The sequence below is a fragment of the Testudinibacter sp. P80/BLE/0925 genome (assembly GCF_053570785.1).
Map to the genome: position 1 here is coordinate 2,138,435 of NZ_CM131636.1, position 16,577 is coordinate 2,155,011.

Annotated in this window: 17 protein-coding genes; 8 read left to right on the forward strand and 9 right to left on the reverse strand. The window is 43.9% G+C overall.

Translation table 11 applies throughout. The features are described from left to right. The first annotated feature begins 24 nt into the window (after positions 1-24). Together ACWA5Z_RS10385 and chrA are read left to right on the forward strand one after the other, a co-directional pair. Complete coding sequence (locus ACWA5Z_RS10385) at positions 25-1,236, forward strand: ATP-binding protein (protein ID WP_431052094.1); 1,212 nt, start codon at positions 25-27, stop codon at positions 1,234-1,236. A 38-nt stretch (positions 1,237-1,274) separates the two neighbouring features. Beyond that, entirely contained in the window at positions 1,275-2,480 is a 1,206-nt protein-coding gene (gene chrA / locus ACWA5Z_RS10390; RefSeq protein ID WP_431052096.1) for a chromate efflux transporter, read from the forward strand. A gap of 55 nt (positions 2,481-2,535) precedes the next feature. On the opposite strand, the gene ppnN is transcribed toward chrA, so the two are convergent. From ppnN to ACWA5Z_RS10405, 3 genes are read right to left on the reverse strand one after another with little or no spacing between them, the layout of a single operon-like run. Continuing rightward, positions 2,536-3,897, reverse strand: a complete 1,362-nt coding sequence (gene ppnN, locus ACWA5Z_RS10395; RefSeq protein WP_431052098.1) for a nucleotide 5'-monophosphate nucleosidase PpnN — start codon at positions 3,895-3,897, stop codon at positions 2,536-2,538. A gap of 24 nt (positions 3,898-3,921) precedes the next feature. Continuing rightward, positions 3,922-4,764, reverse strand: coding sequence for an NADPH-dependent 7-cyano-7-deazaguanine reductase QueF (queF, locus tag ACWA5Z_RS10400; protein WP_431052100.1), 843 nt, complete (start codon positions 4,762-4,764; stop codon positions 3,922-3,924). Between the two features lie 12 nt (positions 4,765-4,776). Further along, on the reverse strand, positions 4,777-5,583 hold the full coding sequence (locus ACWA5Z_RS10405) for a Zn-ribbon-containing protein (RefSeq protein ID WP_431052102.1): 807 nt from the start codon (positions 5,581-5,583) through the stop codon (positions 4,777-4,779). 109 nt (positions 5,584-5,692) lie between these two features. On the opposite strand from ACWA5Z_RS10405, the gene ACWA5Z_RS10410 reads away from it, so the two are divergent. From ACWA5Z_RS10410 to ACWA5Z_RS10430, 5 genes are all read left to right on the forward strand, one after another. Then, positions 5,693-6,013, forward strand: coding sequence for a YqcC family protein (locus ACWA5Z_RS10410; protein WP_431052104.1), 321 nt, complete (start codon positions 5,693-5,695; stop codon positions 6,011-6,013). Then, complete coding sequence (truC, locus tag ACWA5Z_RS10415; protein ID WP_431052106.1) at positions 6,003-6,752, forward strand: tRNA pseudouridine(65) synthase TruC; 750 nt, start codon at positions 6,003-6,005, stop codon at positions 6,750-6,752. The genes ACWA5Z_RS10410 and truC overlap by 11 nt, the downstream gene beginning before the upstream one ends. 204 nt (positions 6,753-6,956) lie before the next feature. Next, positions 6,957-7,916, forward strand: a complete 960-nt coding sequence (locus tag ACWA5Z_RS10420; RefSeq protein ID WP_431052107.1) for a TAXI family TRAP transporter solute-binding subunit — start codon at positions 6,957-6,959, stop codon at positions 7,914-7,916. 82 nt (positions 7,917-7,998) lie between these two features. Further along, positions 7,999-10,671 carry a TRAP transporter permease gene (locus ACWA5Z_RS10425; protein ID WP_431052109.1) on the forward strand — a complete coding sequence of 891 codons (2,673 nt, stop codon included), beginning with the start codon at positions 7,999-8,001 and terminating at the stop codon, positions 10,669-10,671. Positions 10,672-10,675: 4 nt separating this feature from the next. Then, complete coding sequence (locus ACWA5Z_RS10430; protein WP_431052111.1) at positions 10,676-11,101, forward strand: universal stress protein; 426 nt, start codon at positions 10,676-10,678, stop codon at positions 11,099-11,101. Positions 11,102-11,182: 81 nt separating this feature from the next. On the opposite strand, the gene ACWA5Z_RS10435 is transcribed toward ACWA5Z_RS10430, so the two are convergent. The 3 genes from ACWA5Z_RS10435 to ACWA5Z_RS10445 all read right to left on the reverse strand — a co-directional run bounded on the left by ACWA5Z_RS10435 (position 11,183) and on the right by ACWA5Z_RS10445 (position 13,677). Continuing rightward, the gene (locus ACWA5Z_RS10435; protein WP_431052113.1) at positions 11,183-11,653 is read right to left on the reverse strand and encodes a Dps family protein; all 471 of its coding nucleotides are present in this window, start codon (positions 11,651-11,653) and stop codon (positions 11,183-11,185) included. Positions 11,654-11,853: 200 nt separating this feature from the next. Then, entirely contained in the window at positions 11,854-12,816 is a 963-nt protein-coding gene (gene uspE / locus ACWA5Z_RS10440; RefSeq protein WP_431052115.1) for a universal stress protein UspE, read from the reverse strand. A gap of 99 nt (positions 12,817-12,915) precedes the next feature. Continuing rightward, positions 12,916-13,677 carry an FNR family transcription factor gene (locus ACWA5Z_RS10445; RefSeq protein ID WP_431052117.1) on the reverse strand — a complete coding sequence of 254 codons (762 nt, stop codon included), beginning with the start codon at positions 13,675-13,677 and terminating at the stop codon, positions 12,916-12,918. A gap of 93 nt (positions 13,678-13,770) precedes the next feature. On the opposite strand from ACWA5Z_RS10445, the gene ACWA5Z_RS10450 reads away from it, so the two are divergent. Further along, positions 13,771-13,920, forward strand: a complete 150-nt coding sequence (locus tag ACWA5Z_RS10450; RefSeq protein WP_431052119.1) for a hypothetical protein — start codon at positions 13,771-13,773, stop codon at positions 13,918-13,920. 72 nt (positions 13,921-13,992) lie between these two features. On the opposite strand, the gene ftnA (ACWA5Z_RS10455) is transcribed toward ACWA5Z_RS10450, so the two are convergent. From ftnA (ACWA5Z_RS10455) to folE, 3 genes are all read right to left on the reverse strand, one after another. Beyond that, positions 13,993-14,508, reverse strand: coding sequence for a non-heme ferritin (gene ftnA, locus ACWA5Z_RS10455; RefSeq protein WP_431052121.1), 516 nt, complete (start codon positions 14,506-14,508; stop codon positions 13,993-13,995). A gap of 10 nt (positions 14,509-14,518) precedes the next feature. Then, complete coding sequence (gene ftnA, locus ACWA5Z_RS10460; protein ID WP_431052123.1) at positions 14,519-15,007, reverse strand: non-heme ferritin; 489 nt, start codon at positions 15,005-15,007, stop codon at positions 14,519-14,521. An 839-nt stretch (positions 15,008-15,846) separates the two neighbouring features. Beyond that, a complete protein-coding gene (folE, locus tag ACWA5Z_RS10465; RefSeq protein ID WP_431052125.1) occupies positions 15,847-16,503 on the reverse strand; it encodes a GTP cyclohydrolase I FolE in 657 nt (218 codons plus the stop codon). Positions 16,504-16,577 lie beyond the last annotated feature (74 nt).

Here is a 16,577-nt window from a genome sequence, read left to right on the forward strand (position 1 = left end):
ATCAGAGCAAGGGGAGGCGAAATCATGATTTTGAAATCCGAATTGGAAAATGTCATCAACCTACAACAAAAAAAGTTAGGGATACAGCAAAGCTATCCGAGAAAAATGTTGTCTGAATTACGGATTGTTAATGAATTTGCCTTGATCGTTTCAGGTATTCGTCGCTGTGGGAAAAGCACACTATTAGCCCAATTAATGGATAAACAAGATCTTTCATCAATTTTATTTATTAACTTTGATTCTCCGCAATTATTCAATTTTGAATTTAATGACTTTCAGCTACTTGATGAAATTATTCAGGAAAAGCAAGTCAGTACGCTGTTTTTTGATGAAATTCAAGTCATTGCGGATTGGGAAATTTATATTCGGGGAAAACTTGATGAAGGGTATAACGTCGTGATAACCGGCTCAAACGCAGCTTTACTGAGTCGGGAGTTAGGGACGAAATTGACCGGTCGTCACCTCAGTAAAGAGCTATTTCCTTTTTCTTTTGTTGAGTTTTGTGAATATCTTGAAAGAGCAAAAAATGCAGAATCGGTTAGAGAGTATTTAAATCGCGGTGGATTTCCGCAATATCTTCATTTAGATGAAAAAGAAATTTTAGAAATGCTGCTGAATGATATTTTATATCGAGATATTGTTGTTCGTTATTCCATTCGTGATGAAATGCCAATAAAGCGATTGATCTTATTTTTAGCCGCCAATATTGGAAATTTAATTTCGGCAACGAAATTAAAACAGCAAATTGAAGTGAAAAGCACTTCAACTGTACAGGAGTACCTATCACATTTAGAACAGAGCTATCTGATTCATCTTTTGCCTAAATTTACCTACTCTTATAAAGCACAATTAGTCAATCCAAGAAAAGTCTATTTTATTGATAATGGCTTGCAAAGTGCGGTCAGCCCTAGTTTTACGCAAGATTTAGGACGAAAATTAGAAAATGCGGTATTTTGGGAATTACGCAGAAAGCAGTATGAACTTTATTATTATCATGAAAACAGTAAAGAGTGTGATTTTGTTCTTTGTCGAAAAAGCAAAGTAGAAAAAGTTATTCAAGTCTGTTTACAGCTCAATAGTGAAAACGTGAAACGAGAGCAACAGGGGCTATTGGACGCAATGAATTTTTTTGAATTAGATCACGGCTATATTATTACTTTGGATCAAAAAGATAAAATACTTATCAATCAGAAAGTGATTGAGGTCATTCCATTTCACCTCTTTTTCGGCTTATAAAGTAAGTGCGTTAATCCTAATAAAATAAGGTTATGAGCATGTTTAAGAGAAAACAAGATTCCAAATCTAGCATCAAAACCATTTTTTTGACGTTTTTATTTCTGGGCTTAACCTCATTCGGCGGACCGATTGCACACTTGGGTTATTTTCGCGAAGCCTTTGTGGTGCGGCGTCATTGGCTGAGCGACAAGCACTATGCCGATTTGGTCGCGCTGTGTCAGTTTTTGCCGGGGCCTGCCAGCAGTCAGGTCGGTTTTGCCATTGGTTTGTTGAAAGGCGGCTATCCGGGCGCGATTGCGGCTTGGATTGGTTTCACCTTACCGTCGGCTATCGCGTTAATGCTATTTGCTGTCGGCATGAATCATTATGGCAGTCTGTTGCCGACAGGGATTTTGCACGGCTTGAAAATCGCTGCGGTTGCGATTGTGGCGCACGCAATTTGGGGCATGGGAAAAAATCTGATTACCGATCGGATTCGCGCCACGATTATGCTATTGTCTGCCATCGCGGTGCTGTTATTGGCGAGTGCGTGGGGGCAAGTCGCTGTTATTATCGTTGCCGCCGTTATCGGCAGCCGTTTTTTGCCGGTTGCAACAGATAATACGGTTCAAGCCCCGCTCGAAGTGCGGTCGTCGCAGAAACAGACCGCACTTGTGATCTTCAGTGTATTTTTACTGTTGTTAATCGGCTTGCCGTTACTGACATCCGTAGTCGAAAATCCGTGGTTACAAAGGGCAGATTCGTTCTATCGCGCCGGTTCACTGGTTTTTGGCGGCGGACACGTGGTATTACCGTTATTACAAACCGAAATGCTGAGCCACGGTTGGCTGAATGACGACACCTTTTTAGCCGGTTACGGTGCGGCACAAGCGGTGCCCGGTCCGTTATTTACTTTTGCCGCCTTTTTGGGCAGTGCGATTGGCGCCGATGGTTCGCCGTGGTTAAGCGGGCTGTTCTGCTTAATCATTATTTTCGTACCTTCATTTTTATTATTGATAGCCGCCTTGCCGTTTTGGGAAAGTTTACGCCATCAGGCGAAAGCGCAAACCGCACTTGCGGCAGTGAATGCGGCGGTCGTCGGGATTCTGTTGGCGGCGTTTTACCAACCAATCTGGCAGAAAGCGATTTTTGACGCGACGGATTTCAGTATCGCTTTATTGGCATTTTTATTGCTGAACTCTTGGAAATTGCCGGCTTGGGCGTTGGTGTTGGGCTGCGCAGGGCTTGGCGCAATGGTGTTATAGCCGTCGTATAATGCCAAACCGCACTTTGGTTTAACAAGTGCGGTTGGCGAGCCAATTATTTAATAATCCGATAGCAAGGCTGATAGGCATCGCCGCCCGGCAGTTTCATGCGGTGTTGATCAACGAAATCCTGTAGCACGCGGTCGATTTTTTCCATTAAAATCGGATCACCGTGCAGTTCAAATTCGCCGTGTTGTTCAATTAATTCGATTGTCTCCGGTTTGATATTACCGGCGACAATGCCGGAAAAGACACGGCGCAGGTTTGCCGCCAGACTTTCCTTGCTTTGTTCCAAATGCAGATCCAGATTGCTCATGTTGGCATGGGTCGGTTCAAACGGGTTTTGGAAATCCGACGGAATTGTCAATGTCCAGTTAAAACCGTAAGAATCGTTGGTTTGCGCGCGCACTTTTTTGATCGTTTTCATATGCGCGCTGACTTTGCGTGCGATTTTTTCCGGATCGTCAACGATAATTTCATACAAGGCTTGTGCTTCTGCGCCAAAGACTTCACCGATAAAACGATCAATGGTATTGAAGTAATCCGCACTTTCTTTCGGTCCTGTTAAGAATAACGGCAATTGCGCCTCTTTATTTGACGGATTGAGTTTGATTCCGATAAGATAGAGCAGTTCCTCAAATGTGCCCGGTCCGCCCGGGAACACTAAAATACAGTGTCCCATGCGCACAAACGCTTCCAGCCGTTTTTCAATATCCGGCATGATAATCAACTCGTTGACGATCGGATTCGGCGGCTCGGAGGCGATAATCGACGGCTCGGTAATGCCGATAAAACGGCTGTTTTTGAAACGCTGATTGGCATGGCCGATTGCCGCGCCCTTCATCGGGGCTTCCATCACGCCCGGTCCGCAGCCGGTAATAATATTCAGTTCACGCAGTCCCAGTTGTAATCCGACCGCGCGGCAATAGCGGTATTCAATCTCATTGATTGAATGCCCGCCCCAACAAACCACCAATGACGGGCATTCGCCGACAATCAAGGCTTTGGCATTGCGCAGAATGGTGAAAATATAGTTGGTGATACTGTTGGAATTCTGTGCCTGTTGCAGGGAATGTTGTTTGGTAATCACGTTAACAAATAAAATATCACGCAATACCGCAAACAGATGATATTGGATATTGCGGATCACTTTATCATCGACAAAAGCCGATTCCGGCGGATTGTGCAGTAATAATGACACGCCGCGTTCTTTAGCGATCAGTTCGATTTCAAAATCTTTATACATTCCCAATAAAATACGGCTGTCATCGGTAATGGCGCCGGAGTTCAGCACTGCCAACGAACAGTTGCGGTAAAGCTGATACAGGTTGCCGGAAACGCCTTTTTCTAAGAGTTCCACTTCCAGATGTGACAGTTGATCCATACTGCCTTTCGGATTAACGATATGGGCACTCATATTTTCTCCTTTTCTTTGTTTTTGTTATTGTCTTGCCAAGCGGCAGTTTGCCAGCCCAAGCGGGTAGTTCGCCCGCCATGGGTTAATATCTAAACCGCCGCGCCGCGTATAACGCGCATACACTTTCAGTTTTTCCGGCTTGGCATAGTGCATTAAATCACAAAAAATGCGTTCGACGCATTGTTCATGAAACTCATTATGTTGGCGGAATGATACCAGATAACGCAGCAGGGCTTCGCGATTTATTTTGTTGCCTCGGTATTCAATCTGTATGCTGCCCCAATCCGGCTGGTTGGTGATCAAACAGTTGGATTTCAACAAATGGCTGACCAGCACTTCATTAACGCTTTCTTCACCAGTGCAATCTTGCAGCAAGTGCGGTTGGAAATCATAGCGTTCAATCTCAATATCCTGCTCATCAATGCATTCGCCTGCAAAGTGGTCAATCGTTTGATTGCTATAAGTGTCTAATTTATGCAACCGCACTTTGACCCCGCCTTGCGCGCAATCGGTAAGATCCTGTTGAATAAGGCTTTCCACCTGTTGCAGGCTGTCGAAACGGCTTTGGTTGAAGCTGTTGAGATAGAGCTTAAAACTTTTCGATTCGATGAGATTCTCACTTTGGAAATCCAGATAAATGTCGCCGATTGCGACTTGCGGCAAACCTTTGGCATTGAGCCATGAAATTTCGTATGCCGTCCAAATATCTGCGCCATGACTAAAGGGCTGTTGCGTGCTGATACCAAGGCTGTCACGATTGAGTTTGCGCGGCACTGCTTGCAGCAAGCTCGGATCGTAATCGTGCCGATAGTCGGTTTGTTTACCGAGTGTCAATTGTTCCAGGCTGCTATGCTGATATGAAACCATAATATGATGTCCTTAATCGTACCAAGAAAGGTTAGAAACTAAGCGGCAGTGATCGCATTTGAAATGGAACAGGTTAAACAACGGTTTTTCCAGTAACCAATCCTGTTTGCAACGCGGGCATTTGCGTTGCCTTTCGCGGGCGTGATCGCGGCTGCCGAGATGATATAAATAATAATAGGTCGGAATTTGGGTGGCGTCGCTGATTTCTTTACACAGATGATAACCATGCTTAAACAGGCTGCTTTCAGGCGAGGAAATTTGCGTTAACGCTTCGCTTTCCAACACCGCGCCGTTCATTTGCAATTGATCACATGCCTGCCAGTTTTCCTGCCATTTGATTAAATCCATGCTTAATGACGGGTGTTGTTGCAAGGTTTGGTAGAGCGGCAAGGGCAGAAAAGTATCACCGCTGAATAGCGGTGAGCAGGTGTGCAGATAAGAGGTGTATAAAATCTGCCATGTCGGCACTTGTTGCGGGTCTTCAGCTTGATGGCTGATATTGGAGTTGAGATCTTCTGCGACCAAGCCGATTTGGTGCAGATAAACGCCTGATTCCGCAGCGGTCATCAATGCATGGTTTACATTCTCATTATTGTAATAGGGCAGGAGTGCATTGTGATCCGGGCAGATAACCCGCACGCTAAAACCGCGTTTATTGTCCATTTCGTCATAGTAGAGGGGAAACTCACGGCCGATAATTTGCCCGTTATAGCGCCATTGCTCAATAATTTGATTGACAAGGGTTACCGCATCACGTTGCGGTTCATCTGCGGGTTTTTTATTCGAATTATAATTGAAGAAAATTTCGACTAAATACATTCTGTTTATTTTTCCGAAAAACATGAAATAAAATTGTAACATAAATTCTCCGGCTTTTACCGAAGTTGGATTACAATAACGCAAATTTCATGAGATAGGAATATAAGCGATGTCCAATCAAACATTATTGCGCCAACATTTGGCGCAACTACAACAAAACTTAGTCCGGCTTGAATTATGGCAAACCGTAGCGCCAACCGCAGCACGCTTAAACAGTGAACAACCGTTTCATCTCGACACTTTAGATCCCCATGAATGGCTGCAATGGATTTTTATTCCGCGTATGACCGCACTTTTGGATTGCGGTGCCAATCTGCCGAACAAAATCGCCGTTTCGCCCTATATCGAAGAAGCAATGGCAGAACAGGAACAGTTGGAATTGCTGTTACAACCCTTGAATAAAATAGAAGCGTTGCTCAATGATTGCTGATAATTCGCCTGTCGTATTAGAAATTTTGTATCACGATCAGGATATTATCGTGATTAACAAACCGGCGGGCATGTTGGTGCACCGTAGTTGGTTGGACAAGCATGAGACGCGGTTTGTGTTACAAACCCTGCGCGATCAAATCGGGCGGCACGTTTATACCGTGCACCGTTTAGATCGCCCGACGTCAGGCGTATTGGTGTTGGCGCTAAATTCGGAGACTGCGCGCGCGTTAAGCCGACAATTTGAACAAAAACAGATTGAAAAGCAGTATTTGGCGGTGGTACGCGGTTATTTAGACGGCGAGGGCAGGATTGATTATCCGCTCAAAGTGCAACCGGATAAAATCGCCGATAAATTCAGTTCGCCGGAAAAAGAAGCGCAAAGTGCGGTCACCGATTACCGCACTTTGCAGCAAATCGAAATGCCGTATCCGGCAGGTAAATTTCCAACCGCGCGTTACAGTCTGGTACGGCTTTCACCGATAACCGGACGCAAACACCAGTTACGCCGTCACTTACGTCATCTGCGTCACCCGATTATCGGCGATACCGCCTATGGTGATCTGCGCCAAAACCGCACTTTTGCACAAGAGTTGGATTGTGTACGCTTAATGTTGCATGCCCGATCAATCTGCTTTGCCCACCCACGCAGCGGAAAAATGCTGACGATCAAGGCGGGGTTAGATAATAAATGGCAAAATGTTATAAATAAATTTGAATGGAGTTTAAGTGATTTATAATCTTTTTATATAAAAATCAATTATTTTTCAAATTTGTTAAAAAAGTCATCAAGTCGACGGTTTGGCGGTTGCAATTTATATAACCTTTGTATATGTTATGGAACAAACCGCAGGTGATGTTCAAGCATTCAAGCAAAAGTGCGGTTTCGACCTTTCTCAATTTTCTCAATCACTGAGCTAACCTCAAAATAAGAAGGAGCAAGTATGAAAAAACTGTTTAAATTATCATTAGTTTCAGGTTTAATGGCGGCTTCAGCCGGGGTGATGGCGGCAGAGCAGTTTGTGACCATCGGCACAGGCGGACAAACCGGGGTTTATTACGTCGTCGGTCAGTCAATTTGCCAATTGGTTAACCGTGATTCCGCCAACAGCGGCGTTAAATGTAACGCTCCTTCCACCGGTGCTTCCGTCGCTAACTTAAATGCGATTGCCGCCAAACAAATGGATATGGGAATTGCACAGTCCGACTGGCAATACCACGCTTATAACGGCACCAGTTCGTTCGAAGGCAAGAAAAATGACAAATTGAGAGCCGTATTTTCAATTCACCCTGAACCGTTCACCGTAATGGCGCGTGACGATGCCGGTATCAAATCATTCGATGATCTGAAAGGCAAACGTGTCAACGTCGGTGATCCGGGTTCCGGTACGCGTGCTACCATGAATGTGATTTTAGCGGCAAAAGGGTGGAATGATTCCGCCTTTAAAGTTGCTTCCGAATTGAAACCGGCAGAAATGGCGTCAGTGATGTGTGATAATAACTTAGACGCGATCACCTATAACGTCGGACACCCGAACGGTGCGTTAAAAGAAGCGGCGGCTTCTTGTGCCGCGCATTTAGTGCCGGTTGAAGGCGAAGCCATTGACAAATTGGTCGCCGATCACAGTTATTATGCGAAAGCGGTGATTCCGGGCGGTTTATATGCCGGTTCCGATGATCCGACCAATACTTTCGGGGTTTATGCCACCTTGGTAACGTCTGCCGATGTCAGTGATGATCAAGTCTACGCCGTGGTGAAAGCGGTATTTGATAATTTCGATCGTTTCAAACGTTTACATCCGGCGTTTGCTAATTTGAAAGAAGACGAAATGATCAAAAACGCATTATCCGCCCCCTTGCATGACGGCGCGGTGCGTTACTACAAAGAAAGAGGCTGGATGTAATTTATCCGCTTAACTTGATGAAATTAAAGGCAGGGACTGATCCCTGCCTTTGCAGTTTATAACTTTAATAGGGAAAAGGACTATGTTAGACACAAAAAATAAACCCTTTGACCAAGATGATTTGCAAGACATGGTGGCAGCGAACGACGCCGGCGGACGCAACCCCTATGGCTTTACTAAAAAATTAATTTTCGGGGTCGCAATTCTTTGGTCGTTATTTCAAATTTATTATGCTTCCCCCTTGCCTTTCGTATTTCAGGAAGCGTTACGTTCAATCGGTTTAGGCTCGATCAATGTGGTGTTTGACGACACCAAGGCCCGTTCCGTTCACCTTGCCTTTGCCTTATTCTTAGCATACCTTTCCTATCCGGCGTTTAAATCATCACCGATTCACCGTGTGCCGTTGCCAGATTGGATTTTTGCCATCGTTGCTACCTTTTGCGCCTCATACTATCTGTTTTTCTATGACAGTTTGATTACCCGTTTCGGCGCACCGAATACGCAGGATATCGTGGTCGGTATTATCGGTATTTTGTTACTACTGGAAGCTTGCCGTCGCAGTTTGGGCCTGCCATTAGTGATTATTGCAGGGGTATTTTTACTGTATAACTATTTCGGGCAATTCTTCCCGACCGGCTGGATTATCAGCCACCGTACCGGCAGCTTGTCACATATCATCAACCAACAATGGATTACCACCGAGGGGGTGTTCGGAGTTGCATTAGGCGTTTCCACCAAATACGTTTTCTTGTTTGTGTTATTCGGCGCCTTATTGGATAAAGCCGGTGCAGGCAACTATTTCATCAAAACGGCATTTGCTTATTTAGGGCATTTGCGCGGCGGTCCGGCTAAAGCGGCGGTCGTTGCTTCCGGCTTAACCGGTTTGATTTCCGGTTCTTCGATTGCCAATGTGGTTACTACCGGTACCTTCACGATTCCGATGATGAAACGGGTTGGTTTTTCGGCGGAAAAAGCCGGTGCGGTAGAGGTCGCCTCGTCGGTGAACGGACAAATCATGCCGCCGGTAATGGGCGCGGCGGCATTTTTAATGATCGAATACGTCAATATGCCGTATAACCAGTTAATCACGCACGCATTTTTACCTGCCGTGATTTCGTATATCGCCTTGGTTTATATCGTCCATTTGGAAGCCTGCAAAATGAATTTGCAAGGGCTGGAAAGGGCAGACGCGGCGAAACCTTGGGTGATCAGCTTGTTGCGCGCCTTAGGCAGCTTTATCACGATTTGCGTGCTGTATTTCGCGATTGAATACGGATTATCTTGGATAAAAGACATTACACCGGATCATTCATTGGCGATTATTTCAGTGCTGGTCGGCGTTGTCTATTTATTGTTGCTGAAACGCGTTGCGAAATTTGATGATTTGGAAATTGACGATCCGAATTCGCCGGTAGTGAAATTACCCTCAGTCAAACCAACCGTGAACGCAGGGCTGCATTTCTTGTTGCCGGTGGTGATTTTGATTTGGTGTCTCATGGTGGAGAGAATGTCACCGGGCTTATCGGCGTTTTGGGGCAGTTTGGCTTTATGTTTTATTCTCTTGACCCAACGTCCGATTTTGAGTTTTTATCGTCGTCGGAGTACGCACCGTCAAAGTGCGGTTTGGGACGCAACCAAACAAGGTTTCAATGATTTAGTCACCGGTTTGGAAAGCGGCGCACGCAACATGATTGGGATCGGTATAGCCACCGCAACCGCCGGGATTATCGTCGGTGTGGTCGCATTGACTGGTTTTGGCGTGCAATTATCGAGCATTATCGAATTTTTATCCATGGGTAATATTCTGCTAATGCTGATTTTGGTGGCGATGTTCAGCCTGATCTTGGGCATGGGCTTGCCGACCACCGCCAACTATATCGTGGTATCGTCATTGATGGCCGGGGTTATCGTTGAAGTCGGGCGTCAAAACGGTTTGATTGTGCCGTTGATTGCCGTGCATTTATTCGTATTTTACTTTGGCATTATGGCTGACGTGACACCGCCGGTCGGATTGGCATCCTTTGCCGCCGCCGCAGTGTCCGGCGGAAAGCCGATTCAAACCGGATTGGTGGCGTTCGGTTATAGCTTACGGACCGCACTTTTACCGTTCTTGTTTATCTTCAATACCGATTTATTGTTGATTAACGTGGGTTTAGCCAAAGGGATCATGGTCTTCATTGTTGCCACGATTGCCATTTTGGCGTTTACCGCAGCGAGTATGCGTTATTTCGTCCATCATAATAAATGGTGGGAAACCATCCTACTTTTATTGATTTCGTTTATGTTGTTCCGTCCGGGCTTCTTTATGGAATATATTTCCCCGACCGAGCGTCACATTGAACCGATTCATCTGGTTGAGGAAATCGCTAATGCCCCGGTCGGAGAGCGTTTGACCTTAAAAGTTGCCGGAATCAATCAATATGGTTCGCCGATTGAATTCTTCGCCCAACTTGATGTGCCGGAAGGTGAGAGCGGAGAAGCGCGCATTCAAAACTTGGGTTTAACCTTGTTATCGACCGGTGAGAAAATCGAGGTGGACGGCGAGGAAATCGATAAAGTCATCATTGATGACGCACAAATGGACTCAAAAGCGGCAAAAGCAGGTCTGAATTGGGATCAAACCATTTTGAGCGTGGCGTTACCACGTCACAATACGTTGCCGAAAGAATGGATGTTTATTCCGGCATTGGCATTATTGGCAGGCTTAGCCTTGGTTCAACGCCGCCGTAAATTATTATCTGAACGGAGTGAGTAAGACTATGTTTAAAAATATTTTGATTGTAATCGATCTCGGTTATATTCCGATGGCGAAAAAATTGGCGGAAACCGCACTTGAGATGACGAAAAACAATCCGGACACGGTTTATCGTGTTGCCGGCATTGTCTCGGCGCCAAGTAACAGCATTGTTTCTTCCTTTTTGCCGACCAATTTTGATAAGGATGTGTTGGCGGAAGCGAATAAAAAACTGCATGAGTTCACCCGTAATGTCTTTCCGGCAGATAGCAAAGTGCAGCATATCGTCGCTTACGGGACGATTTATGAAGAGGTCAATCGCGTTGCGGAAGAGAAAAATGTGGATTTAATCATTATGATGGCGTCGAAAGATGACAATAAAGACGGATTAAGTTCCAATACGGTCAAAGTGGCGCGTTATAGCCGTAAACCGATTTTGATTCTGCGTTAATTCCTGATTAATAGTATAAAAGCAAACGGCACGCTATAACGTGCCGTTTTTTGTTACTTACACCAAGAAACCTTGGGAAATTTAACGCGCCGAGGTGGCGTTCAACATCCAAATCAGTTTTTCCTGTTCCTTAATATAGTCGCTCATTTGCGAGGCCGTACCTTCATCGTCGGCTTCCGCCGCCAAACCGAGAATCTCGCGCTGTAAAATCAACAGCGATTTTAGACCCGCCATCGTGCCTTGTAAGGTTTCTTGATCGGTTACGGCATTGGTATGCGTTTGGATATCCGAAAGGGCAAGATAATCCGCAAAAGCGTGCAGCGGACGTTGTCCCAAGGTCAGGATACGTTCTGCGATTTCATCAATCTTAATCACCAAGTCGTCATAAATTTCTTCAAATTTAGTATGTAATTCGAAGAAATTAGGACCGGTAATATTCCAGTGATAACCACGCACATTCATGTAGAAAACTTGATAGTTTGCCAGCAGAACGTTTAATTTTTCTGCCAACTTTACTGACTTTCCCTGATCTAATCCGATATTTGTCGTCATAATTTTTCTCCTTCATTGTTATGTTTAATTCACCTAATCAGTATAGGGATAAAGACCTTGCAATACCAATGTGTATTATTGATAGCTTTGATAGGGAATAGCTTTGGATAGATAATAACCAATTATTATTGCCAATTAAATTGCGTGAAAGTGCGGTTAGGCTAAAGAAAGGCTTTCAGCGCGGAAAGCCTCTTTAATGTTTAGTCTTGGCTGTTATTCATCTGTTCCAGTTCGTAAGGATCCGGTTTGATTGCCAATACGTCGCAATTCAGACGCCCAATCACGTGTTCGGCGGTATTGCCCAAAAAGGCGGCGGACAATCCGGTGCGTCCGATCGTACCTAACACGACCAATTCGGCTTTGATTTTTTCGGCAACCTGCGGAATCACTTCTTCCGGCAACCCTTCTTCAACATGGGTATGATCTTCGTTAATTGAGAAGTGCTGGCGCAACGCTTTCATATTGATCAAATGCTGTCCGCGAATGCTGTCGGTATAAGCATTCGGGTTAAATTCAGGCAGGTCAATCGCCATATTCACCGGCGTAGTCGGGTAGGCGGTGACCAAATGAATTCGTCCGGCGGCAAGCACATTCGCCAAATCCAAACTGGAATTGACTAATTTCTTATTTAAAATATCGTGATAATCTTCATCATCGGCAACATTGACCGCCACCAAAATCCGACCTTCCGGCTGCCATTCGTGTTCTTTCACCATCAGCACCGGGCAAGGGCACTTACGTAGCAGTTGCCAGTCGGTCGGGGTAAAAATCAAGGCTTCCAAGCCTTCGGCGGGTTTGGCGTCTTTCACGACCAAATCATGTTTACCAAGCTCAACCTGTTCAATAATCGCTTCATAATCGCGACTTTTCCATACCACGGACGTTTTGATTTCAATCCCGGAATCGGCCGGCACCGTCTCGCGAATGAGTTCTGCCAGCCATTCTTCTTTTTGACTGATAATGCCGCTGTGCATACTTTCCCGTTCTTCGGCGGATAACATCGCGCTCATTTCAAAGGAAAAATCATATAAAGAGAGGAAGAGAGTCAGCTTGGCAGGCGTGTCGGCTTTTTTAAGCTGTTTTGCCAGATGTAATGCGCGTAAAAGGCTGGGCTGAGTGTCCAGCATGGGGTCGATAACAACCAAAATATTATTGAAACGCATAATAATAACCTCCAAATTCATAGTGGGAGAACACTATCAATATAGAGGATATTTTATTAAACAACAACTATCTTCGGTCATTTTTTGATGAGTAAGGCATTATGATGTATGCGTCTTACATTTTGTCGAATCAGCCAGTGCGCGTAATTTGTCTAAATCGGTGATCGTGATAAATTTGCCTTGCACCGAAAGAATCCCGTTTTTCTTGAAACGCCCCAATAAGCGGCTGATGGTTTCGACGGTCAAGCCAAGATAATTGGCAATATCGCCGCGGGTCATGGTTAAACCGAACTCCTTCGATGAGAAGCCACGTGCAGAGTAGCGCTGTGACAAATTATTGATAAACGCGGCTAACCGCTCTTCGGCATTCATTTTCGATAGCAATAAAATCATCGCTTGATCGCTTTTGATTTCGCTGCTCATCAGACGCATAATTTGTTGCCTGAGTTTCGGCATTTTGCCGGCAAGATCATCCAAAATATCGAATGGAATTTCACACACCATCGCCGTTTCCAACGCTTGGGCAAAGCTTGGATGGCGCATATCGGTGATCGCATCAAAACCGACTAAATCGCCCGGTAGATGAAAAGAGGTAATTTGTTCTTCGCCGGTTTCGCTAATGGTATAGGTTTTAATCGTGCCGGAACGGATGGCGTATAAGGAGCGCAACGGATCACCGGCTTTAAACATCACTTGTGATTTCTGAATCGGTTTTTTTCGCTCTATAATATTGTCAAGTTGATCCAATTCCTGATTGTTTAATGTGAATGGAATACACAGCGTACTGATGCTACATTCTTGACAGTGAATGGCGCAGCCACCAGATTGGACGCGTACAGCAGAAATATTCATTGGGGTCATTCTTCACACCTTTTAAAGAAAAAATTGATCTATCTCAATAATTTTAGCATTATTCAAGATATATAAGAAGTATTAAAATGACAAGGATACAAAATGGCAGCAGAAAAATTGACAAAAAAGCGCTTGATTCAGCTTTTAAGTGCAATGATTATTTTAATTGGGGCATTCAGCTATCGCAGTTGCCAGTATCATCCGCCAACCGCACTTGAGTCGGAATCGGAGCAAACGGATAGCAGCCAATAAGCTTAGCCGCAAAAAGCCCGCTTATTCCGAGAGAAAAGCAGGCTTAGGTAAAAGAGGAAGTGCGGTTAGTTTTTAGCCTGTTGCGTTTTCCGCAGTCGCCGCCGACAGCGTCGCTAAATCGCCATCGATATGGTACAAGCCGCGACCATCGGTGCCGACCAAATTAAATTTATCCAGAATACCACTGAATAATTTTTCTTCTTCGTGCTGTTCGGCAACATACCATTGCAGGAAGTTGAAAGAAGAGAAGTCTTTGTCTTCAAAGGTCATCGCAACTAATTCGTTGATTTTTGAGGTGACCAATTTTTCATGTTTATAGGTCAATTCAAAAATCTCTTTTAACGAATCAAAATCCGATTGCGGCGCTTCAATTTTACCAATCACCGCCAACGCGCCGGTTTCGGTCAGGTATGTGAACAAACGGCGCATATGCTGCATTTCTTCATCGGCGTGCGCCAATAAAAACCGAGCCGCACCGGGAAAGCCGTTTTTCTCACACCAAGCGCTCATTTGCAGATAAAGATTAGAGGAGAAAAATTCTAAATTCAGTTGTGCATTTAATGCATCAATAACGTTTTTCGATAACATGATCTCTTCCTTATTGTAATGTGGCTAATTCTTTGTCGATGAAGTAGAGCGATAAACCTGAGTCGCCTAACAGATTGAATTTGTCGATGATACTGTTGAACAGCTTTTCTTCTTCATGTTGCTCGGCAACGTACCATTGTAAGAAATTGAAACTGGATTGATCGCCGCACTCAAAGGTGACTTCAACCAGTTTATTAATTTTTTTCGTGATAAATTTTTCATGTTCCAGCGTCAGTTCGAACACTTCTTTTAACGAAGAAAATTCCGCTTGCGGCGCGTCCAGTTCGCCCAACACCGGCATAATCCCGGTATCATTCAAATATTGGAATAGTTTCTGCATATGCTGCATTTCTTCATCGGCGTGTCGTAACAGAAATTGTGCCGCACCTTCGAATCCTTTTTGCGAACACCATGCGCTCATTTGCAGGTATAAATTAGAAGAGTAGAACTCAAGATTAATTTGTTCGTTTAGCTTATTGATGACTTTTTTGTCTAACATAGCTATGTCCTTTTCAAAAAGTGATTGATATTTGAGGAAAACTATTAAAATTGAGACATTAATAGCAGTTACCTTGAACATAATACGCCGAATTACACTCAAATAAAAGCAAAAAAGACAAAAAATGACCGTAACTTATTAATAAATAAAACAATCACAACCGTTATCATTTATAAAATATTTAGAATCCCAATCATCAACCTGTAGGGTAATTTGAAATCCGAATATGAATAAAAGGGATTTTAGTTTTATCCTTATCTTCAAATTGCTAAAGCCTGATATTTCTAAAGGGAGTACGGGCGAATTTAAAAAATTTATCTTTTCATCAAATCAAATCGTGTTATCCGTTGTAATTGCAATCTAAACCGAAATGAATGTGAAGCATGGACGGATTTTTATCTGAATAAATAATGCAATTTATCAAGACAGCGTCACAAAAACAGAGGATATCCGAAGTGACATAAAAGTGACTTGTTAATTTCCTTTATTTAACATAATATGCATTATGCGAAATCAGTTATGCGGTGAGTGACCGCTACGGGTTAAATAAATCACAGGGTTATACACAAGGATGAAAATGAATGAAATCGCAGAAAGTCGCCGCTCTAGGCTGATTTGGCACGTGGTTTTAATCAGTTATCCTTATTGAAATTACAACGTCATTATTTTGTAAGTGTAAGGTGAAATTGATTGATGGCGTTATTTGGGATGACATTATTTCAACAAAAAACAACGATTGTTATGATGAAATCTGTTGGAAACGGGATATTTGATCTGTGTATTGTCGCGATAAAAAAATCCACTATTCAGTGGATTTTTAATAAGTCAGTCTTTTATTATTATTTGCTAATCAAGCTAAGAAATTCTTTTCTCGTTTCTCTGTCTTCGAGAAAAACGCCACCGAAAGCTGAAGTGACGGTGTAACTATTGGTATCTTTAATCCCACGGCATTTTACGCAAAAATGAGTGGCTTTCACATAAACCGCCACATCTTCAGTCTGCAAAATGGTTTGAAGTGCGGTCAAAACCTGCTCGGTTAAGCGTTCCTGCACTTGCGGACGTTGCGCCAAGAATGCAACTACCCTGTTAATCTTTGACAAACCGATCACCCAATCTTTCGGATAATACGCCACCGAAACCTTGCCGTCGATGGTGACAAAATGGTGTTCACAGGTGCTGGTTAACGTAACATCGTTCACCAACACCATTTCGCTGACTTTCATGCGGTTGCGAATATTGGTGATTTTCGGGAAATTGGCGTAATCCATGCCGGTGAAAATTTCATCAAGATACATTTTCGCCATTCTAACCGGCGTTTCTTCAATACTATCGTCCGTTAAATCCAAGCCGATCAGCTGCAACACTTCGCGCATATGTTTTTCAATTTGTTTACGGCGCTGTTCCAAACTTAAACCCACACTTTTCATCGGGGTTTCAATCCCTTTCGCCAACAAGGCATCGCGCACTTTGGCGGCTTCAACAGAAATATTGCTCATTTATTACTCCAGTTAAAATTAAGTGCGCCATTCTAGCAAAAAAAACGCGAAAAATTAATTATTATCATGCGAAA